The organism is Brevibacterium sp. UBA7493, assembly GCF_002479565.1.
Lineage (GTDB): Bacteria > Actinomycetota > Actinomycetes > Actinomycetales > Brevibacteriaceae > Brevibacterium > Brevibacterium luteolum.
In genome coordinates this window covers 148779-170152 of sequence record NZ_DLOD01000002.1, presented here as the reverse complement: position 1 = coordinate 170152, position 21374 = coordinate 148779, and the positions used below count along the sequence as shown (strand labels likewise).

18 protein-coding genes are annotated in these 21374 nt (G+C 66.2%); 4 read left to right on the top strand and 14 right to left on the bottom strand.

The window, feature by feature from the left end:
• Position 1 precedes the first annotated feature (1 nt).
• The 9 genes from cas7g to eat all read right to left on the bottom strand — a co-directional run bounded on the left by cas7g (position 2) and on the right by eat (position 10303).
• Positions 2-1243, bottom strand: a complete 1242-nt coding sequence (cas7g, locus tag B4E96_RS01100) for a type I-G CRISPR-associated RAMP protein Csb1/Cas7g (protein ID WP_286956079.1) — start codon at positions 1241-1243, stop codon at positions 2-4.
• A gap of 657 nt (positions 1244-1900) precedes the next feature.
• A complete protein-coding gene (locus B4E96_RS01095; protein ID WP_286956077.1) occupies positions 1901-2218 on the bottom strand; it encodes a putative quinol monooxygenase in 318 nt (105 codons plus the stop codon).
• Positions 2219-2316: 98 nt separating this feature from the next.
• The gene (locus B4E96_RS01090) at positions 2317-3564 is read right to left on the bottom strand and encodes an amidohydrolase (RefSeq protein ID WP_414632654.1); all 1248 of its coding nucleotides are present in this window, start codon (positions 3562-3564) and stop codon (positions 2317-2319) included.
• Positions 3565-3624: 60 nt separating this feature from the next.
• A complete protein-coding gene (locus B4E96_RS01085; protein ID WP_259856754.1) occupies positions 3625-4296 on the bottom strand; it encodes a GAP family protein in 672 nt (223 codons plus the stop codon).
• A 131-nt stretch (positions 4297-4427) separates the two neighbouring features.
• Positions 4428-5183: a 3-oxoacyl-ACP reductase gene (locus B4E96_RS01080; RefSeq protein ID WP_286956133.1), complete on the bottom strand. Its 756-nt coding sequence runs from the start codon at positions 5181-5183 to the stop codon at positions 4428-4430.
• A 75-nt stretch (positions 5184-5258) separates the two neighbouring features.
• Entirely contained in the window at positions 5259-6629 is a 1371-nt protein-coding gene (locus B4E96_RS01075) for an aldehyde dehydrogenase family protein (RefSeq protein ID WP_259856752.1), read from the bottom strand.
• Positions 6626-7429: a gamma-glutamyl-gamma-aminobutyrate hydrolase family protein gene (locus B4E96_RS01070; RefSeq protein WP_259856751.1), complete on the bottom strand. Its 804-nt coding sequence runs from the start codon at positions 7427-7429 to the stop codon at positions 6626-6628. The genes B4E96_RS01075 and B4E96_RS01070 overlap by 4 nt, the downstream gene beginning before the upstream one ends.
• Positions 7410-8819 (bottom strand): glutamine synthetase family protein, encoded by a 1410-nt coding sequence (locus B4E96_RS01065; RefSeq protein WP_259856750.1) that lies wholly within the window; start codon positions 8817-8819, stop codon positions 7410-7412. Before B4E96_RS01065 ends, B4E96_RS01070 begins: the two co-directional genes overlap by 20 nt.
• A 47-nt stretch (positions 8820-8866) precedes the next feature.
• Positions 8867-10303, bottom strand: coding sequence for an ethanolamine permease (eat, locus tag B4E96_RS01060; RefSeq protein ID WP_259856748.1), 1437 nt, complete (start codon positions 10301-10303; stop codon positions 8867-8869).
• Between the two features lie 144 nt (positions 10304-10447).
• Here eat and B4E96_RS01055 point away from each other — a divergent pair, with 144 nt between their 5' ends.
• Positions 10448-11140 carry a FadR/GntR family transcriptional regulator gene (locus B4E96_RS01055; RefSeq protein WP_259856746.1) on the top strand — a complete coding sequence of 231 codons (693 nt, stop codon included), beginning with the start codon at positions 10448-10450 and terminating at the stop codon, positions 11138-11140.
• Positions 11141-11188: 48 nt separating this feature from the next.
• On the top strand, positions 11189-11530 hold the full coding sequence (locus B4E96_RS01050) for a DUF3024 domain-containing protein (RefSeq protein WP_259856735.1): 342 nt from the start codon (positions 11189-11191) through the stop codon (positions 11528-11530).
• 614 nt (positions 11531-12144) lie between these two features.
• On the opposite strand, the gene B4E96_RS01045 is transcribed toward B4E96_RS01050, so the two are convergent.
• From B4E96_RS01045 to B4E96_RS01035, 3 genes are read right to left on the bottom strand one after another with little or no spacing between them, the layout of a single operon-like run.
• Positions 12145-13320, bottom strand: a complete 1176-nt coding sequence (locus B4E96_RS01045; protein ID WP_286956070.1) for an acyl-CoA dehydrogenase family protein — start codon at positions 13318-13320, stop codon at positions 12145-12147.
• Positions 13317-15329: an acetyl/propionyl/methylcrotonyl-CoA carboxylase subunit alpha gene (locus B4E96_RS01040; protein ID WP_286956068.1), complete on the bottom strand. Its 2013-nt coding sequence runs from the start codon at positions 15327-15329 to the stop codon at positions 13317-13319. The genes B4E96_RS01045 and B4E96_RS01040 overlap by 4 nt, the downstream gene beginning before the upstream one ends.
• A complete protein-coding gene (locus tag B4E96_RS01035; protein WP_286956066.1) occupies positions 15329-16942 on the bottom strand; it encodes a carboxyl transferase domain-containing protein in 1614 nt (537 codons plus the stop codon). The genes B4E96_RS01040 and B4E96_RS01035 overlap by 1 nt, the downstream gene beginning before the upstream one ends.
• Positions 16943-17152: 210 nt before the next feature.
• Between B4E96_RS01035 and B4E96_RS01030 the strand changes: the two genes are divergently transcribed.
• Both B4E96_RS01030 and B4E96_RS01025 read left to right on the top strand, forming a co-directional pair.
• Positions 17153-18025 carry a hypothetical protein gene (locus tag B4E96_RS01030; RefSeq protein ID WP_286956063.1) on the top strand — a complete coding sequence of 291 codons (873 nt, stop codon included), beginning with the start codon at positions 17153-17155 and terminating at the stop codon, positions 18023-18025.
• A 116-nt stretch (positions 18026-18141) separates the two neighbouring features.
• Positions 18142-18777 (top strand): TetR/AcrR family transcriptional regulator, encoded by a 636-nt coding sequence (locus B4E96_RS01025; protein WP_286956061.1) that lies wholly within the window; start codon positions 18142-18144, stop codon positions 18775-18777.
• A gap of 41 nt (positions 18778-18818) precedes the next feature.
• Here B4E96_RS01025 and B4E96_RS01020 read toward each other — a convergent pair whose 3' ends face one another.
• A complete protein-coding gene (locus B4E96_RS01020) occupies positions 18819-20339 on the bottom strand; it encodes an RNB domain-containing ribonuclease (protein WP_286956060.1) in 1521 nt (506 codons plus the stop codon).
• Between the two features lie 64 nt (positions 20340-20403).
• The gene (locus tag B4E96_RS01015; protein ID WP_286956058.1) at positions 20404-21291 is read right to left on the bottom strand and encodes a universal stress protein; all 888 of its coding nucleotides are present in this window, start codon (positions 21289-21291) and stop codon (positions 20404-20406) included.
• Positions 21292-21374: the final 83 nt, after the last annotated feature.

Genomic DNA, 21374 nt, shown 5'->3' with positions numbered 1-21374 from the left:
ATCATTCCTCGTCTTCGTCAACGGCGCCCCGGCGGATTTCTGGGTTGCCGGTGACTTCCAAGACAACACCGTTCCACGTGATGCCAGCCTTCGTCTCAGCCTGCTCGATCGCTGCAGCTAGGAGATCATCGGCTTCAGCGATGGTGAGCGGGCAGAGTGACTCAGTGCGACCCCGACGGAGGTCAAGAGTCACCTCTGGCTCTCCAGATTCCACGAGATGGCAATCGGCTCGAAGATTGAGTTCTGCGTCGGACCGCGCCAACGCGTTCAGGGCATACGCGGCCAGCAGCGCTCTGCAGCCTGCGTCCCCTTCAGTGCCGGCGTCGAATCGCAGCTGCCGCAGAGCAGCAAATGACAGTACGTGGGAGCGGACGATCTTCGAGCACGCGACACCGCCCATGGTTCCGAGCGTGGGTGGGACTCCTCCGAGGCCGAGAGATGAACCGGAGACCGTACCGCTCTTCGCGCCCCGTGCGTCCTTCTTGAGTTTCTCCAACAGCTTTGGACTCAGCTCGTCGGCCTGCGCTTCCGCCAACGCGTTCATCTGCTTTCCCGAAAGCTGCACGCTCATACCGACGGGGTCGACCCTGGCGCCGCCCTTCATCGGGGGGTCCTCAGACTCTATGCCAGTCTGATCTGCCAGGATTCCGATAATCTCACCAACGAGCGCACTCTGATACCGCCCCTGATTCGTGGCCCGGCTTGAGTCCCAGGAACCGAACACCAGGCTTCCCGGGCTGAGTTCCAGCAAGCTCCTGGCATTTGCCTTCGTTGCATCCCGGGCAGCTCGGTACTGAGGGTGCTGCGTTGTCGGCACTCCATCAATAGTGCCCGCGCGGAGGTGGCCGTCGAAGATGCGATGAGGAAGTTCGATGTCAGATAAGACCAGATCGTCGTAGCTCAGGTTGACGCGCGGGGTTCGCACCAGCGGCTCCTCACCGTCAGCGATTGCGTATGCGAGCTCGGCCTCGCAGCGATTCAGCTGGCTTTGCTTAGAGTCGATGACAACGGCGTGTTTCGCAACACCATCGTCATACCTCTTGATGTATGAGTAGGTCGAACCTCCACCGCGCTGCGCAGATACGAACCGTGCCGGAGCCACTGCAGACATGTGTCCCCCAGCCGGCTCCAGCTGTGTCACTGATGTCAGTACTGATGACCCGCCTGCTCGGCATGCTTCGGTAAGAGTGTCCAGAGTGAGCTTCTTCATGTCCTTCTCCTGTTTCAGAAGTTCGCGATTCATCCGCCTCACGATGGAGCAAGGCGGCGCACAGCCAGTCCGCTGCTGATAAAAGTGTGATGTCTTTCACTGTACCGGCGGGGACTGACATCGCTGAGCGCCTCCCGGATTAGCGATCAACACCCTAACTGTTTTTCTCTATGACCACAGTATCATTCAACCGTGTGGGTCGCCCTGTTGCCGCGGAACCGGGCGCGCCCCACACGACACGAAGCAGGGCATCACATGGAGCTAGTCAATCTCGTCTGGGTTCTCGTCTGGGTTCCGTCGATGAGGCTGAGCCTGACCAGCACGGAGTCGAGAATCTGGGACGGTCCACAATTACCGGTTTTCAGAACCAATCGACTCGGACGCGCTTGGAGAAGCGCTCATGCGCGAGAGCTGCCGGTCACGGCCGCCGACTTGAAGTCAGCTGCCCACAGCTCCGGCAGAAGAAAGAATCGGTGCGCAGGCCAGGCCCGCGCACCGATTCAGCCCCGCGACGGCAGGGAATATGCCATCTACCTACATTGTGGCGGCTTCAACGGGCTCATCCCCGCGAGTGCGGGGAACATACTTCTTGATCAGAAATGATACCGGGGTTGCTGACGTTCCGCATTCACTTCCGGGAAAACGACGTGGTCTCTCGACTGATTTCAATCGAGAGACCACGTGTCCGCATCACACCTGCAGTTCGCCCATCTCGTCCCAGCCCTCGCCGTCGACCTGGCGGGAGATGATCTTGGGCGTGGAGGTCAGGTGCGGCTTCATCGCTTCGAGGCCCTTGGCGAAGTGGTCGCTGGTGACGTGCGGTTCGGCGCCGTCGTCAGTGAATGCCTCGCAGAGGACGAACTCGTTCGGGTTCTCGAGGCTGCGTGACCATTCAAACCACAGGTTGCCCGGTTCGGCGCGCGTCGCCTCGGTGAATTCGCGGACGATCTCCGGCCACTGTTCGACGCTCTCATCCTTGACGGGGAACTTGACGACGATGAAATACACGATGCCTCCTCGGCGCGACACTCGATCAAACGGTCTCACCTGCAAGAATCGCACATCTGACCCACTGCGGCCAGCAGTCCGCGCAGCCAGCAGCTCGCTCAGCGCCGCAGTTCGTGCAGGATCGCAGCCATCCCGGTCCGCACACCGGTCCCCAGCGTCGTACCAAGCTCATCCGGGGCGAAGAACGGCGAGTGATTGCCGGCCGGGCCGCCTTCGGTGGCCATCTTCTCCTCTGAGAAGGCACCAAAGAACCAGTAGACGTAGGGCACGTCGATGGTGTCGCCGAACAAGCCGACGTCCTCGGACCCGGTCGCCGGCTCGGTCTGCTCGACCTTGTCCTCGCCGATCGTCTCAGCGAACACCTCCAACAGCTCCTCGGCATGGCTGGGGCTGTTGTAGCAGCGCGGGAACCGGTACATCTCTTTGATCGTCGGCTCCGGCGCCCCCGAGGCCTGGGCTTCGGCCTTGATGATCCGTTCGATCGCGGCGAGGACCGCTTCGCGGATCCCTTCGCTGAAGGTGCGGATGTTCATCGTGAACTCCGCGGAGTCCGGGATGATGTTCTCCTTCAGCCCGCCCTTGACCGTCGCGATCGTGACCACCACCGCTTCGCGTGCGGAGATCTCGCGGGACACGATCGTCTGCAGGCGCGTGATCATGAACGCCGCCAACACGATCGGGTCGATCGCCGCCTCGGGCTGGGAGCCGTGCGCCTGCTTGCCGTGCACTGTCACGCGCAGGCAGTCCGACATCGCCATCGCAGTGCCGACCGACAGGCTGACGTGGCCGGCCCGGCCGGGCCACACATGCTGGCCGTAGACGGCCTGCGGCCTGGGCACCTGATCCCACAGCCCGTCGTTGAGCATCGCGAGTGCGCCCTGGCCGGTCTCCTCTCCGGGCTGGAAGATCATCACGACGGTGCCGGACCAGGCCCCGCGGTTTGCGGTCAAAAGCCGGGCGATGCCGAGCGCCACGGTGATGTGGGTGTCGTGCCCGCAGCCGTGCATGACCGGTGATTCGGTACCGTCGGGCAGGGTGCCCCGGGCGGTCGAGGCGTAGTCGAGGCCGGTGTCCTCGGCGATCGGCAGGCCGTCGGTGTCCGCCCGGTAGGCGACCACCGGTCCGGTGCCGTTGTCGATGACGGCGACGACGCCGGTGCCGCCGAAGCGCTGCGGTGTCAGGTCGAGGGCGCGCAGGTGCTCCTCGATGCGGGCGGCGGTCCATTCCTCCTGCATCGACAGTTCTGGATGCGCGTGGAACTCCCGGTACTCTTCTTCGAGCTGCGGCAGCAAGGTGCTGAGCTGGCGGTCGATCTCGGCTGAGGTGAGCGGCGCGTCGATGGGCATAGGTCCTCCGTTTCCGTGGTCAGCGCTGTTCATGCGCGTCCCTTCAGCCTATCTGCCGCGCTACCCGATCCACCCGAACCGATTGACCACCGCGTCGAAGATGAGCAGCACGCCGATGACAAAGAAGGTCACCGCGGTGACAGTTCCGGTGTTGCGCTCAACCCAGGCGCGGAAACCGGCGAGCGCAGGCTCGATCCGCTCATGGACCAGCAGCCGCATGAGCGTGAGGATGAGCGCCGGCAGCACCATGACCACCGCGTAGGCTGCCAGCGTCAGGACGCCGGGCAGGCCCTTGTTGATGACGACGCCGATGCCGGCCAGGTAGGGGTACATGCCGGTGATCTCGATGAGACCGGCGATGAGCGCCAGGCCCGAGGCGGTGGCGAAGGTGCCGGTGACGGCCACCTTGTCCTGGAATCGGTTCGCGAAGCCCACCTGGCCCTCCCACAGCCTGCGGGGCAGGAATGCCGAGGCGAGGCAGATGACGCCGAGGATGAGCTCGATCCACGGGATGGCTGACCATTCGCCGATCCAGCTGAAGGCCGCCAGCCCGCCGTAGTACAGCGCGATGCCGACCAGCCAGTAGAACCCGGCGAGTACGAAGAGGTAGACGAAGACGAGACTGATGCGCACCCTTTGGGCCAGCAGCATCCACAGCGGAATGCCGAGTGTGCCGATGCTCGTGGCATCGAGCAGCGCGAGCCCGGCGAGGAGGAGCAACGTGGCAGTCATCGTCACCATTCAAGCACGACCGGCCACCGGGCCCGAGGCGCCGGCCGCCCGCCGAGTGGCGGCCCGAGACGCAGACGCGCCCGCCGCCTCGGGAGCGGTGTGCTCTCAGGCGGCGGGCGTGTGCGGGAGTGTCACTCAGCGGTGACGTATGCCGCTGAGATCCCGCCGTCGACCGTGAACGTCGCAGCATTGACGAAGGAGGCGTCGTCGCTGGCGAGGAAGGCCACGGCGGCGGCGATCTCCTCGGGCTCGCCGAAGCGTCCGCGCGGGACGTGGACGAGGCGGCGCTGCGCCTGCTCCGGGTCCTTGGCGAAGAGCTCTTCGAGCAGCGGCGTGTTGACCGGTCCGGGGCAGAGCGCGTTGACGCGGATGCCCTCCTTGGCGAATTGCACGCCGAGTTCGCGGCTCATCGACAGCACTCCGCCCTTCGATGCGGAGTATGAGATCTGCGAGGTTGCCGCGCCGAGCAGGGCGACGAAGGAGGCAGTGTTGATGATCGAGCCGGACTTCTGCTTGACCATGTGCTCAAGGGCGTACTTGCAGCACAGGTAGACCGATGTGAGGTTGACGGTCTGCACCTTCGCCCACGCCTCGATCCCGGTGGTGAGGATCGAGTTGTCCTCAGTCGGGTTGATGCCTGCGTTGTTGAAGGCCACATCGACGCGTCCATACGCGGCGACTGTCTGCTCGAACAGTGCCTTGACGCTGTCTTCGTCGGCGACATTCGTGCGGACGAAGAGTCCGCCGAGCTCCTCGGCGACCTCCCGGCCGCGGGTTTCGTCAAGGTCGGCGATGACGACGGTGGCGCCTTCGGATGCCAAGCGGCGGGCACTCGCCAGGCCGATGCCCGAGGCCCCACCGGTGATGACGCAGACTTTGCCGTCCATCCGGCCGGCGACGACTGGTGTGTTCACGGAGTTCTCCTTCTGTCAGGGAATGCTGTTGGGATCAGGTCAGCGCGGTCAGTCCGAGGCTGGGCCGACTGCGATGAAGACGTTCTTCGTCTCGGTGAAGGCGGCGACCGCATCGGGGCCGAGCTCCCGGCCGAGGCCGGACTGCTTGTAGCCGCCGAACGGCGTCCAGTACCGCACCGATGAGTGGGAGTTGACCGACAGGTTGCCGGCTTCGACGGACCGGGAGACGCGGATCGCCCGGTCGAGATCACGGGTCCAGATCGAACCGGAGAGTCCGTACTCGGTGTTGTTCGCGATCGAGACTGCCTCGGACTCTGAGCGGAACGGCACCACGGACAGCACGGGGCCGAAGATCTCCTCGTTGAAGTCACGGGCGGTGATGTCATTGGGGGTGATGACCGTCGGCGGGAACCAGAATCCCGGGCCGGTCGGGCACTCACCCTGGAACGCCACCTCGGCACCGTCGACATAGGCTGCGACGGAATCGCGGTGGGCGGCGGTGACAAGCGGCCCCATGTCCGCGTCCGGGTCCGTCGGGTCAGTGCACCGGAACCCGCTGACGGCGTCTTTGAGCTCGCTGAGGAAGTCGTCGAACACGTCCGCGTGGACAAGCAGCCGGGAGCGGGAGCAGCAGTCCTGGCCGGCGTTGTCGAACACACCGCCGGGTGCTGCGGCGGCTGCGGCTGAGAGGTCGGCGTCGGGGAAGACGATATTGGCGTTCTTGCCGCCGAGTTCCAGGGTGAGGTTCTTCACCTGGTCGGCGCAGCCGGCCATGATCCGCTTGCCGACTTCGGTCGACCCGGTGAAGACGACCTTGCGCACGCCGGGGTGGGTGACGAACCGCTCGCCGACGACCGAGCCCTTGCCCGGCAGGATCGTGAGCACGCCCTCGGGGATGCCGGCTTCGCGTGCGAGCTCACCGATCCGCATAGCCGTCAGCGGGGTCACCTCGGCAGGCTTGAGCACGACGGTGTTGCCGGCGGCCAGCGCTGGGCCGAATCCCCATGCGGCGATCGGCATCGGGAAGTTCCACGGCACGATGACGCCGACGACGCCGAGAGGCTCGGCGAAGGTGATGTTGATGCCTCCGTCGACCGGGATCTGCCGGCCGAAGAGACGTTCGGGAGCGGCGGCGGAGTATTCCAGCACGTCACGGACGTTGCCGGCTTCCCAGGTGGCGTTGGAGATCGTGTGCCCCGAGTTCGCCACTTCGAGCTCGGCGAGCTCGTCGATGTGCTCGTCGACCACGGCGGCGAAGCGGCGCAGCAGGCGGGCGCGGTCGCTCGGCGCGACGGCCCGCCACTGCTCAAACGCCCGCTGGGCGCGTTCGATCGCATCATCGACGGCTGCGACATCGGCCAGCTCGACGGTGCGGATCGCTTCGGCTGTGGCGGGGTTGATGACCTCGTAGGTGCTCATTGTCCTCCTCCGGACATATCGGTGCGGTAGCTGCGGGCTGCGGCGACGAGTCCTGTGACGACGCGCGCATCAGCGCTGTTGTGTTCGGGATGCCATTGCACGGCGAGCAGCCAGCCGCTGCCGGGCAGCGCGATTTCACCGCTCTGCGCTTCCGTTCCCGAGGCGGCGGCCGGCTCGAGGATCTCGATCGTCCCGTCGGCGGCCCGCCCGGTGACGTGCAGTCCGGGGGCGAGGCGGTCGACGGCTTGGTGGTGGAAGCATGGTGCCGTCGTCTCAGCCCCGAGCAGCGCGGCAGCAGTGGAGCCCGGTTCGATCTGAACGGTCACCTCGCCGTAGACGCCCGGGGCAGGCTGATAGTCGGAGTGGCCGAGAATCTCGGGCAGGTGCTGGTGCAGCGTGCCGCCGAATGCCGCGTTGATGACCTGCATCCCGCGGCAGATGCCGAGCACCGGCATGCCTCGGTCGCGGGCTTCGGCCAGCAGAGCGAACTCATGTTCGTCCCGCCATGACTGTGCGGCGGTCGTCGGGTGGGCCTGAGCGCCGTAGGTCTCCGGGCCGACGTCTGCTCCTCCGGAGATGAGCAGCCCGTCGACCGCGTCGAGCATCGACGGGTGGGTGCCGTGCGGCGGCAGCAGGATCGGCACGCCGCCGGCCGCGGTGACCATGCGGACGTATTCGGCCGGGATGAGGGCCGCCTCGACTCCGCGCCAGTGACTCCAGTCAGCCGGCTGCATGTACGTCGTGATCCCGATCCGCGGCGGGACCGCCGCCTCGGGCGCGTCAGAGCCGTTCGAAGCCACGGAAGCGCTCCCAATCGGTCACGGCGGCCTCGAACTGCGAGATCTCGACGTTCGCGGCGTTGACATAGTGCTTGATGACGTCCTCGCCGAATGCCTCGCGGGCGATCTCGGAATTCGCCAGGCGGTCGCGGGCGTCGCGCAGATTCGTCGGCAGGCGGCGGGCGTCGGAGGCGTAGGCGTTGCCGTCGGTCACAGGCGGGAGTTCGAGCTCGTTGTCGATGCCGTGGATGCCGGCGGCGATGAGCGAGGCGACGGCGAGGTACGGGTTGAGGTCGGCGCCTCCGACGCGGCACTCGACGCGCAGCGACGGGCCGGAGCCGACGACGCGGAAGGCGCACGAGCGGTTGTCGAAGCCCCACGCGACGGCTGTCGGGGCGAATGAGCCTTCGACGAAGCGTTTGTAGGAGTTGATGTTCGGGGCGTGGAAGTAGGTGAAGTCTTCGATGCAGGCGAGCTGGCCGGCGATGAACTGGCCCATGAGCGGGGTGAATCCGTGCTCGTCGTCACCGGCCATGGCGAGTTCGCCGTCGAGTCCGCGGAAGGACAGGTGCACGTGGCAGGACGAGCCTTCGAGTTCGTTGAACTTCGCCATGAACGTGATCGCCTTGCCGTGCTGGGAGGCGATCTCCTTCGCCCCGTTCTTGTACACGGCATGGTTGTCGCAGGAGCGGATCGCCTCGTCGTACTTAAAGGTGATCTCGTGCTGGCCGAGGTTGCATTCGCCCTTGGCGCTTTCGACGTACATGCCTGCCCCGGCCATCGAGTTGCGGATGTCGCGCAGCAACGGCTCGATGCGGGCGGTACCCAACAGCGAGTAGTCGACGTTGTACTGGTTCGACGGAGTGAGGTCGCGATAGCCGCGGTTGAAGGACTCCTCATAGCTGGTGTCGAAGGTGACGAACTCCAGCTCAGTGCCGGCAAAAGCCTTGAGACCGCGCTCTTCGAGTCGCTTCACCTGGGCCGCGAGGATCTGCCGCGGGCTGGCGACGACGGGCTCACCGTTGGTCCATTCGATGTCGCAGGTGACGAGCGCAGTTCCCGGCTGCCAAGGGATGAGCCGCAGTGTCGAGAGATCCGGTTTCATGACGAGGTCACCGTAACCGGTGCTCCACGACGACATTTCGTAACCATCGACGGTGTTCATGTCGACATCGACGGCGAGGAGGTAATTGCATCCTTCCGAACCGTGGTCAATGGCGTCGTCGACGAAGAAGCGCGCTCCGAGCCGCTTCCCCTGCAGCCGCCCTTGCACGTCGGTGAACGCGACGACGACGGTGTCGATCGTTCCTTCGTCGACGAGGCCGATGAGGTCCTCGCGCGTGAGGGCTGGTGCTGGGTTCGAACCGGTGGTGACCCGCTGCGGGTCCCCGAATCCTGTGGGCGCGGTCATTGAGATCCTTCCGTGGGGTTGGTCAGTGTGTCGAGGTGTGCCGATCGTCAGTGCAGACCCGATTCGGCTTCGGCGATCTGGGCGAATTCCTCTTCCGGAGCTTTCGCAACAAGGTGGTGGCGCGAGTAGAACCAGAAGTATGCGAGGAATACGAGGAATACGGCGGCAGCGATCCCTGCAGCGACGATGTCGACGAAGAAGGTTGCGACGACGGCGACGGAAGCCAGAACCAGTGCGATGGTCGTGGTGACTGCTCCACCGGGTGTGCGGTATCCCCGCTCAAGGTGCGGTTCCTTGAACCGCAGGACAACGTGGGAGAGGTTGAGCAGGACGTAGGAGACCGTTGCGCCGAACACGGCTACATTCAGCAGGATTCCACCGTCTCCACCGGTTGCGACAGCGAGAGCGAAGCCAATGGTGCCCGGGATGATGAGCGCCATGTAGGGCGTCTTGCGCTTACCAGTCAGCGACAAGAACTTCGGCAGATAGCCAGCGCGCGAAAGAGCGAAGAGCTGACGCGAATAGGCGAAGATGATCGAGAAGAAGCTGGCGATGAGGCCTGCGAGACCGGCCCAGTTGACGAACGTTGCCAGCGCCGAGTTCTCTCCATACACGGTCCGCACTGCTTCCGGCAGCGGGTTATCGGACACGCCCATGGCATCTGCGCCAGCCGTGCCGGGGACGATGATGAGCATGAGCGCACCGAATACAACCAGCAGCCCCATCGCGGTGAGGATTCCCCGCGGCATGTCGCGCTTGGGGTTAGCGGATTCTTCGGCGGCGAGCGGCACGCCTTCAACGGCAAGGAAGAACCAGATGCCGAAGACGAGCGATGCCAGCACCCCGGAGACCCCGAAGGGAAGGAACTCGCTGGATCCGAGTGATCCATCAGGCGCGATGTTGAACATGTTGGCCGGTTCCACGTGCCAGATCATGCCGAAGACGAAGGCGAGGAGGGCAATGACTGCAATGGCGGTGATGAGGAACATCAAGCGCAGCGCTTCGCCGACTCCCCAGAGGTGGATGCCGACGAAGATGAGATAGGCGGCGAGGTAGATGACCCAGTTGGGGACGCTTTCCGGGAGGATACCGAGGGCTTGTACATAACCTGCGATGAACGTGGAGATCGCTGCTGGCGCCATCGTGTATTCGATGATGATCGCGGTTCCGGTGGCGAAACCTCCGAGCGGACCAAGGGCCCTCCGAGCGAAGCCGTAGCCTGCTCCAGCGGTCGGCAGTGTCGAAGACAATTCCGCCAGCCCAAGGGTCATGCACACATACATGATGCCCATCAGGCAGAACGCGATGGCAAGTCCGCCCCAGCCACCTTCGGCCAGGCCCAGGTTCCATCCGGAGAAGTCCCCGGAGATCACATATGCGACGCCAAGACCTGCCAGCAGGATCCATCCGGCTGCTCCACTGCGCAGCTGGCGCTTCTCCATGTAGTTGTCGGCAACGCTGCCGTACTCAACTCTTTGCTTCATCAGGACCCCTGCCCAAAAACTATTTAATTGGTCTGTTTACAAACCATTGAACTGATGAGAATGTAATCCCGATCACACGCCGGTGTCAAGGGTTCCGTATACTTTCATTGAGAGGCAGACACTTCGGAAGAGGGGCAGACACAGGTGAGCAGCATCCGCACGGTACGCACCGGCAATGTCTTTGAAGAGACCCTGTCTCGCTTGCTGCGCGCCATCAGCCTTGGCCAGTACATGGTGGGTGAAAAGCTCCCAGCCGAACGGGAGCTCGCTGAAAGCCTTGGAGTCTCACGAGCTACGCTGCGCGACGTCCTCCACGAGCTGCAGGAGACAGGTGTCCTTGACATCAAGCGCGGACGCTACGGTGGAGCATTCATTATTGGACTGCCAGCAGACCATGAACTGCATCGACCGATCGACGAATCCGAACTCAACGATGCACTGCAGTTCCGAGCAGTGCTGGATGCCGCAGCCGCTCGACTCGCTGCAGAAGCGCCACTGACCGGCGAGCAGCGCCGGCACCTGCGCGAAGCTTGCGATGCCTGTGACACCGCCGAGCCGGGCCAGTATCGTCAGCTCGATTCTCGATTCCACCTCGCAATCGCTGAGCTGACCGGCATCCCCTCATTGCACAAGGCGGCCGCCGAGGTGCGCGACCGGGTCAACGCGATGCTCGATCGCATCCCGATGATCACGACGAACCTCGCGCACTCCAATGAACAGCACCGCGCGATTCTGGAAGCGGTGCTGAACGGGAATCCGTTGGAAGCTGAGCATGCGGCACTCGAGCACGCGCGCGGGACCGCCGCGCTTCTCGTCGGGTACCTCAAGGGTTCCTGAGCTCCGTGACGCCACCGCGCGTTTCCACTGCCCTGCTACCGTTGCGACATGGTGATACCGGAACAGGATCTCCGACGCATCGAAGAATGGTGCCTCAACCAGTCTCCTGAGGAGTCAAGAGACGCGATGCGTGTGACCTGCACACCGTCACGTCTCCACGTCACCATCAGCCTGTGGGATCTGTGGCCCGGTGGATCAAGCTCGCAGCCCGGCTGGATAGAACAGACCTTTGCGCGCCTGCGGTACACCGCCAGCCGTGGCGAATGGTCGATCTACTGGATGGACGGGAACCAGCGCTGGAGATATTACGACCTCTTCACGCCCGGCCCGGACATCAACTCAGCACTGCACTGCATCGACCGTGATGAGGTCTGTGTGTTCTGGGGTTGACCACGCTGACTAACAGCTGGTCAGACGCGAGACTCTGAGCCGCGGCCACCGCAGGAAGACAGCGTCCAGACTGCGAACACCTGCGGCATTCGTCGGTCGCCTCTCATCGCCAGCCGAGCGCGCGGCCGGTCCGCGCGTCGCGCGCTGGCCGTGTGCACCGCGAAAGAGTCGTGGGCGGCACATATCTCAACTCCGCCGCTTCGCCGGCAGCTAGATTACGCTCGGTCATTGTTTGCGCTTGCGTCGCTGATCATTCATCCACAGCAACAGTGCGAGGGCTTGCACTGCCGCAAACACCAGGAGCACGACCTGCCCCCACATCGGCGCTCAGGCAGCGTAGAGAGTCACCAGAAGCGCAACGGTTGCAACCAAACCGACGGTGATCGCAGTGATCTGGGCAGACATGGCTTTCTCCTTCTGTGTCCGGGTCTTCTACATGAAGCCTCTTTCCTCAAGAGTCGCACCATGCACGGACAACCCCACCGACGCCGGTGCGGACTCCGCCCGCGCTGCGTGGTGCTGACGCGACGAAGCGGGGCCGCGACGATTCGTCACGACCCCGCTTGTCTGCTGGGCTTCAGCCGCAGCCGGCCTGCATCACTGACCCTTCGGCCTCACAGCCCGAGGTCGCGGGCGATGAGCATGAGCTGCACCTCGGTGGTGCCCTCACCGATCTCGAGGATCTTCGAGTCGCGGTAGTGGCGGGCGACGAGGTATTCGTTCATGAAGCCGTAGCCGCCGTGGATCTGGGTGGCGTCGCGGGCGTTGTCCATCGCGGCGTCGCCGGCGATCATCTTCGCGATCGCGGCCTCCTTCTTGAACGGCAGCCCTGCGATCATCCGCGAGGCGGCCAGATAGTAGGCTGCACGGGCGGCCACAACACGGGCCTCCATGCGGGCGATCTTGAACGAGATGCCCTGGTACTCGGAGATCGGCTTGCCGAAGGAGGTGCGCTCCTTGGCGTACCTGACCGACTCATCGACACAGCCCTGTGCAGCACCGGTCGACAGTGCAGCGACAGCGATGCGGCCCTCATCAAGGATGCGCAGGAAGTTCGCGTAGCCGCGGCCGCGCTCACCGAGCAGGTTCTCTTCCGGGACCTTGACGTCCTCGAAGGTCAGCGGGTGGGTGTCCGAGGAGTTCCAGCCGACCTTGTCGTACTTCGGCTCGACGGTGAAACCCGGGGTGCCCGATGGGATCATGATCGTCGAGATCTCCGGCTTCTCCGTGCCGTCGCGGCCGGTGCGGGTGCCGGTGACCGCGGTGGCGGTGACGAGCCGGGTGATGTCGGTGCCGGAGTTGGTGATGAAGCACTTGCCGCCGTTGATCGTCCACTCACCGTCAGCCAGCGTCGCCTTCGTCTTCGTCCCACCGGCATCGGATCCGGCCTCCGGCTCGGTCAGCCCGAAGGCGGCCAGGCCGGAGCCGTCGGTGAGCTGCGGGAGCCATTCGCGCTTCTGCTCCTCAGTGCCGAAGCGGTAGATCGGCATCGCACCGAGCGACACGGCGGCTTCGAGGGTGATGGCCAGTGACTGGTTCTCCCGGGCGATCTCCTCGATCGCCAGGCACAGGGCGAAGTAGTCGCCGCCCATGCCGCCGTACTCCTCGTCGAACGGCAGGCCGAACAGGCCCATCTGGCCCATCTTCTTCACCAGCGCATACGGGAACTCGCGCTTCTCATCGAGTTCGGCGCTGACCGGCGCGACCTCAGTGTCGGTGAATTTGGCGACCTGCAGGCGCAGGTCCTCATACTCCTCGGGCAGCATGCCGGGGGTGAATGTCTGCGTCATGATTCTTCCTTACTGTCAGTCTGGTTGTCTTCTTCTGCGTCAGTGTCGACGATGGTGGCGAGCACCTCGTCGAGTGCGACCTGGGTGCCGACCTGGGTCTTCAGGTGCACGATCCCGTCGGCGGGGGCGGTGAGCACATGCTCCATCTTCATCGCCTCGACGACGACGACCGGCGTGCCGGCGGTCACCTCGGCGCCGTCTGCGGCGCGCACATCGATGACCGCGCCTGGCATCGGGGCGGTGATGTCGGCCCCGGCGGCACCGGGGTCAAGGGCGGTGTCGGCCTGCGGACGGGTGAAGGCGAAGATGCCGCGTTCGCTCATCACCCAGACGCTCTCGCCGCTGACGGCGACTCGCGCACGGTGGGTGCGCCCGCCGCTGACGAGGCGGCACTGGCCGTCTGCAGACCAGCGCACCTGCTCGCCGCGCCAGATCGCTTCGTGTGCGGTTCCGGCGTGCACGAGCGGCACCGTGACCTCGACCGGGCGCGAGGTGCGCCAGCCGGTCGGCCGGTCCCACGCCGAGGCGCCGGCTGGGTCGGCCCCGTCGACGGTCACCGCGCCGGCGGCGGTCGCGGCTCGCTGCTCGCGTTCGATGATCGCCGCGGCGGCGAAGAGCAGGTCGAGCTCGGCTGGGGTGTGGGCGAGTTCGTCTTCGCTCATCCGGTCGATCAGCCCGGTGTCGAGCTCGCCTGCCTTGACGTCGTCACGGCTCATGAGTGTGCGCAGGAAGTCGATGTTCGTCACGATCCCCGGCACTGCGGTGCGGCCGAGCGCGGCGATGAGCTTCTGCACCGCACTGGCCCGGTTAGGGGCGTGGACGATGAGCTTGGCGATCATCGGGTCGTAGTCCGAGGCGATGAACTGACCGGCGGCCAATCCGGCATCGACGCGGATGCCCTCCCCTGCCGGGGTGATGACGTCGATGGCCTGCCCGCCGGTGGGCAGGAAGCCGCGGGAGGGATCCTCAGCGTAGATGCGGGCCTCGATCGAGTGGCCGTCCAGAGTGATGTCGTCCTGGGTGAGACTGAGCTCCTCACCGGCGCCGATCCGGATCTGCCATTCGACGAGGTCGATGCCGGTGACCTCTTCGGTCACCGGGTGCTCGACCTGCAGGCGGGTGTTCATCTCCATGAAGAAGAACTCATCGGGCTGATCGGCGGCGACGATGAACTCGACTGTGCCGGCGCCGCGGTAGCCGACCGAGCGGGCGGTGCTGCAGGCGGCCTCGCCGATGCGGGCGCGGGTCTCCTCATCGAGCAGCGCCGACGGGGCCTCTTCGATGACCTTCTGGTGGCGGCGCTGCAGAGAGCATTCGCGTTCGCCTAAGTGGATGACGTTGCCGTGCTCATCGGCGAGCACCTGCACCTCGATGTGGCGCGGGGTGGCGACGAGGCGCTCGAGGAACAAGGTGTCATCGCCGAACGAGCTGGCCGCCTCACGGCGGGCAGCTGCGAGCCTGTCTGCGAGCTCGGATTCCTCGAACACGGCGTGCATGCCCTTGCCGCCGCCTCCTGCCGAGGGCTTGATGAGGACCGGGAAGCCGATCTTCACCGCCTCGGCGGCCAGCTGCTCATTGCTCAGCCCGCCTTCGGACACGCCGGGCACGAGCGGCACGTTGTGGCTGGCGACCGCCTGCTTGGCGGTGATCTTGTCCCCCATCGTCTCGATCGCATCGGCCGTCGGGCCGAGGAACACGATGCCGGCCTCTTCGCATGCGCGGGCGAACGTGGGATTCTCAGACAGGAAGCCGTAACCGGGATGGATCGCCTGCGCACCGGTGGCCTGGGCGGCGGCGATGACCTTGTCGATGACGAGGTAGGACTCGTTCGCGGCAGCCGGGCCGAGGTGCACGGCGACATCGGCTGCCAGGGTGTGGGCGGCCTCGGCGTCGGCATCGGAGTACACGGCGACGGTGCGGATGCCCAGGCGCCGGCACGTGCGGATGACGCGCAGGGCGATCTCGCCGCGGTTGGCGATGAGGATTGTGTCGAAGAGCTTCACGGTCATCACATCCTGAAGACGCCATAGCCTGGCGCGTCGAGCGGGCGGGCAAGGGGCGCATACCGGCAGGCCTCGAGGGCCAGTGCGAGCACCTGGCGGGTGTCGGCGGGTTCGATGATGCCGTCGTCCCACAGGCGGGCGGTTGAGTAGTACGGGTTGCCCTGGGCTTCGTACTGGTCGAGGATCGGGGCCTTGAACTCGGCTTCCGCCTCAGCCGGCCAGTCCTCGCCGCGGGCCTCGATGGCATCGCGGCGCACGGTGGCCAGCACGCTGGCGGCCTGCTCACCGCCCATGACGGAGATGCGGGCGTTGGGCCACATCCACAGGAAGCGCGGGCTGTAGGCGCGCCCGCACATCGAATAGTTGCCAGCACCATAGGAGCCGCCGATGACGACGGTGAACTTCGGCACCCGGGCGGTGGCCACGGCGTTGACCATCTTGGCGCCGTGCTTGGCGATGCCGGCGGCTTCGTAGTCGCGGCCGACCATGAAGCCGGAGATGTTCTGCAGGAACAGCAGCGGGGTGTCGCGCTGATCGCACAGTTCGATGAAGTGGGCACCCTTCATCGCCGATTCGCCGAACAGCACGCCGTTGTTGGCGATGATGCCCACGGGGTGGCCGTCGATGCGGGCGAAGCCGGTGATGAGCGTAGTGCCGTATTCGGCTTTGAATTCGTGGAACTTCGAGCCGTCGACGATCCGGGCGATGACCTCGTGGACGTCGTAGGGGACCTTCGAGTCGGTCGGGACGACCTGGGTGAGTTCGGCCGGGTCATAAGCCGGCGCCTCGGGTTCGGTGCGCTGCCAGGCCGGGGCGTCCTTGGGCCCGAGGGTGGCGACGATGTCGCGCATGATCTCCAGAGCGTGGGAGTCATTGGCGGCCAGGTGGTCGGTGACACCGGAGGTGCGGGAGTGCAGGGTGCCGCCGCCGAGCTCTTCGGCGGTGACGACCTCGCCGGTGGCGGCCCTGACCAGGGGCGGGCCGCCGAGGAAGATCGTGCCCTGTTCGTGGACGATGATCGATTCGTCGGCCATCGCCGGGACGTAGGCCCCACCGGCGGTGCAGGAGCCCATGACGGCGGCCAGCTGCGGGATCCCGGCGGCTGAGAGGGTCGCCTGGTTGTAGAAGATCCGGCCGAAGTGGTCGCGGTCAGGGAACACGTCGTCCTGGTTGGGCAGGTTCGCCCCGCCGGAGTCGACGAGGTAGATGCAGGGCAGGCGATTCTCGCGTGCGACTTCCTGAGCGCGCAGGTGCTTCTTGACCGTCATCGGATAGTAGGTGCCGCCCTTGACCGTGGCGACGTTGGCGACGATGACGCATTCGCGCCCGGCAACCCGGCCGATGCCGGTGATGATGCCCGCTCCCGGGCTGGCGTCGTCGTACATGCCGCCGGCGGCCAGCGGGGAGAGCTCCAGGAACGGCGAACCGGGATCGAGGAGGTTCTCGACGCGGTCACGCGGCAGCAGCTTGCCGCGCGCGAGGTGCTTCTCGCGTGACTTCTCAGAGCCGCCGTGGGCAGTGGCTTCGATCCGCTGGCGCAGCTCGGCGATGAGCTCAGCGTGGGCGGATGCGTTGGCCTCTGCAGTGGCGGGATTGACCGGTGAGCCGATGACTGGCATATGTGATCTCCCGACAGTTCAGTTAATGATCGTTAACCGAGTCTTATGGTAGCGAACGATTCACGTGAGGGACAACACAGCTGCCGCCAGCATTTGTGGCGGCGTGCACTGCTGCCGGCTGACACCCGCGGCCGCCCGGCCCTCCGGCAGTGGCAGTCCTGCCACATGCGTGCACCGTTTGACACGGTGACAGGGTCATAGTGTGGAGTCATGGACACCTCCCACGCTGATGCCCAGCTGATGGTCGCCGCGCTCAGCGACGCCCAGCTGTCCCGCGCCCTCGGAATCACCGACCGCGGCCGGGCTGTCGCCGAGCTGGCGCAGGCGCGTCGCGCCGAAGCTGCCGCACCCAGCCCGGATGCTGTGCGCGAGGCGGAGGCCCGTCAGCTGCAGGCCGTCCTCGCTGCCACCTGCGGAGGCGCCTGGCGGCGCAGCCGACTCCTCAGGCGTGTGACGATGACGCTGATCTGGCTGTGGGTCGCCTCCTGGGCGGTGATCGCGCTCGCGTTCTGGCTCGATCACCGCTCCCCCGGCTCCGGCGGCACCATCGGCGGGGCGGCGGTGGTCGCCGGCTTCTGCATCCTCATCGCGGCAACCGTCAGTCGCGGCGTCGAAATGCGGGCAGTTGACCGATACCAGGCGAGGGTCATCGAGACAGTGCTCGAATGGGCCAGCAGCCAGCCTGGACGGTTGGCCCGCGGCGTTGACGGCCTGCCGAACTTCCACGGCGGATACCAACCCGATGACTGGAAGATCTGCGTCGCCGCCAGTACCCTGTGCATCGTCCCAGCTGTCGCCGCGCCGCCGATCTTCTTCGGCGGCGGGCAGATCGTCGCGGGCATCATCAGCATCGCCGTCGTCACCATTCCGCTCATCGCCTGCGGAGTGGGCGTCATTCTGAGCTTCACACGCATGATGCGCAGACAGGACCGCGCCTGCGAGATGATCGCCGCGCTGTCCCATCCGAGCCCCGAGGCCCGCATGCCGCTGGGAGATCTGCGCTTCTTCACCGCCGCTGAATCCGGCATGACCTACCGGGGTGCCGCACCGCCCACCGCGCACAACTGGAAGCGCCCGCACTGATCCGCACGCGAACTCCTGCCGCTGAGGGCATCGATTCCGGCGGCGCTGAGGGCATCTGCTCCGGCGACGCTGAGATGATTCGGTTAGCGGTGACTCACTGAGTTAGGCTGTCGGCCATGAACGCCTCTGCTGTCCCGGCTGCCACCCACTCCCCCAGCGGTGGTGTGCGCGCTGCTGCGAAGGCTCAGCGCCGCGAGGCGATCCTGCAGGCGGCCAAAGGGCTGTTCGCCCGGCGCGGCTTCCACGCTGTCGGCATCGAGGACATCGGCACCGGGGCCGGGATCTCCGGGCCTGCGGTCTACCGGCACTTCGCGTCGAAGGAAGCGATCCTCATCGAGCTGCTCGTCGGGATCTCCGAATACCTGCACACCGGCGGCCGCGAGCTGCTGGCCGAGGCGACCGGCACCTCGGGCGCGGCTGCGCTCATCGGCCAGCTCATCGACTTCCATGTCGACTTCGCCCTCGGCGAACCAGAGCTCATCCGGATTCAGGACCGTGACTTCACCGCGCTGCCCGATGCGGCCCGCCGCCGGGTGCGGCAGCTGCAGCGGCAGTACGTGACCCTGTGGGCCGAGCAGGTCACCGTCTTCGACCCGGCACTCAGCCTTGATGAGGCGACAGTGCGGGTTCATGCCGTGTTCGGCATGATCAACTCGACGCCCTATGTCGCCCGCCGCATCGACCGCGACATCGTCCGCGTCCAGCTGCTCACCGGTGCGCGCGCCTCGCTTCAGCTGCCGGCCCGCAGCTGAAGCGGCGGCTCAACCCGTTGCCTCCGGGTTGCAGCTGCGGCTCAGGTGACGACGTCGAAGTACAGCACGCCTGTCTCCGGTTCAGCTGAGCGCAGCCGGATCTGCACCGGCTCGCCCACCTGCGCCCTGCCGGCAGCCCACACAACAACGGCAGGTTCGGGCACATGCACCTCGACGAGCTGGGTGCCGTCCTTCGTGGTCCGCGAGCCGACGACGACCCCGTCGAAGACCTCGCCGGTGCGTTCGGCGAGCAGTCGGGCTTCGGTGTATTCGATGACCTGCTTGTCGATCTGGCCGGCCAGCCGGCCGGTCTCCTTCATCACCGCAGGCAGCTCGACCAGCCCGCCGAGCGCCCACGCCGGGGCATCGGCGTCCCGGCAGGCGGCTTCAGCGATCGGCAGCACGTAGCGGTCGATGAGCCGGCGCAGCGGAGCGGTCGTGTGCGCATAGGGTGCGCCGACGGCGGCCTGCAGCAGCTCATTCGCACCGGTCTCCGCACCGATGAGCGTGTAGCCTGCACCCCGGAACAGCGAGGGTGAGGCGTAGTGGACGGCCAGCGCACGCGGATTGCGCTCCTGGTGACCGATGCTGCGGATGACGGCCTGGTACGGCGCTGCGGCATCGAAGCCAAGGCCTGCGACGATGGCGAGGAATGCCTCGATAGTCTCCTCATCCGGGCGCGGCATCGTGCGCAGCACCCCGTGGCCGGCGCGCAGCATGAAATCGGCTGCGACCCGGCCGGCGAGCAGGCTGATCTGCGCGTTGTCATCCTCAATGCCCTGCCTGGGCCGGTAGCTGAGCGTGTAATCGCCGTTGGTCTCGGTGACCTCCTGGTCGGGGATCGCAAGGTCGATGCCGCCGCGGGCGATTTCATCGGCCTTGAGGGCCGCGCCGATCGCCGGCAGCGCGGCGATCGCCTCGGGCAGCGGCCGGCCGGCATCGGCGTCGGCTTGGATGGTGTCGTAGTCGAGCTGGGCACGGGAGCGCACGACCGCGCGCCCGAGGTCCTGGCCTGCGATCGTGCCGTCGGCGGCGAGTTCGACGGTGAAGACGTAGGCGGCCCGGTCCTCGCCGGGCAGCAGGGAGGCCGCGCCTTCGGAGATGACCTCCGGGTGCAGCGGGATGCGCCGGTCGGGCAGGTAGATCGTCTGCCCCCGGGCGTGGGTCTCGGCATCGAGCGGCCCACCAGGGGTGATGAACCGGCCGACGTCGGCGATCGCGTAGCGGATACGGAAGGCAGCCCCGTCTTCAGCCGTGTCGAGGGCTTCGAGGAACATCGCCTGGTCGAGGTCGGTGGCACCGTGGGGGTCGATGGTGACGAACGGGATCTCGCGCAGGTCGGCCCGCTCGGTGTCGATGCCGTCCCGGCCGAGTGCGAAGGGGGCGTCTCCGAGTTCGGCGACCGCCGCCTCGGCGTCGGCCAGTGCGGCTGCCGGGTACTCTTCCGGCAGGTCGGCGGCAAGTGCGGCGTAGGCTTCGCGCAGGTGCGCGGCGAGCGGGCCGGGGGCCGGGTCCCGGCGCCGAGGCGACAGTGAGGCGGGCAGACGCAGGCGGGTGAGCATGGGATCAGGTTACCGGGAACCGCCCACCCGTCTGCGGACCTGCGGCTGGGCAACTGCAGCCTGTTCAGTCAGCCAGGCGGCGGTCGTCGAGCTTCGGATCGTCGCGGAAGGGCACGACGAGCAGCGAGCATTCGGCACGCGGCATGACCTGCGAGGTGGTACGGCCGAGCTGGGCGAGCATGCTGGCGAACCGGCCGATGCCGCGCTTGCCCATGACGAGCAGGTCAGCATCCTTCGACTGTTCGATGAGCAGGTCGACGGGGTCGGCGTCGTGGTAGGCGGCGTCGACACGCAGGCCCGGGAAGTGCGAGCGCAGCCAGGTCATGTCGAGTTCGGTCTGGGCGCGGGCCTTCTCGTCGCCATCAAGCGGGGCGGTGCCGACGACGATGTGCAGGGTCGCGTTCGTCGCAGCCGCGTAACCGGCGGCGTTGAGGGCAGCGACTCCGGAGTAGTCGGAGGTGTCGAGGCCGATGACGACGCCGGCCTCACCGCGCGGGTGCACATCGACGGAGTCGAATTCGCTGCCGCGGGTGGCCCGGTGGATGAGCACGGGGCTGAGCGCGTGGCCGGGCAGTCCGGAGCTGACGGTGCCGATCCGGCCGGTCGGCGGCTGGTCGGAGCCGTGGTGGCCGATGACGAGCAGACCGGCGTCCTCGCTCAGCTCGGCCACCACCTCAGCAGGGTCGCCGTCGTGGACTTCGGTGGTGAACTCAGCCGGGGTCTCCTGGCCTTCCATGAGCTCGGTGAGCCTGCGGCCCACCTCGGCGCGTGCGGTCTCGGCGGCCTGCCGGGCTTCGGTGAGGTCAGCGAACTTGGGGCGGGCGGCGGCCGCGACGGAGACAAGCCTGAGCGGCTGGCCGGAGCGCCGGGATTCCTTCAGCGCCCAGGCTGCGGCTTCGCATGACGCCTCGGAGCCGTCGATTCCGACAATGATGTCGCCGTTGATCTGCATCGCACCTGCCTCGGTTCAAACCCTCACTGCGTACCCTACCGGGTCTCGCTGCGTGTCCGACAGACGGAACCGGCGCTGGGCGC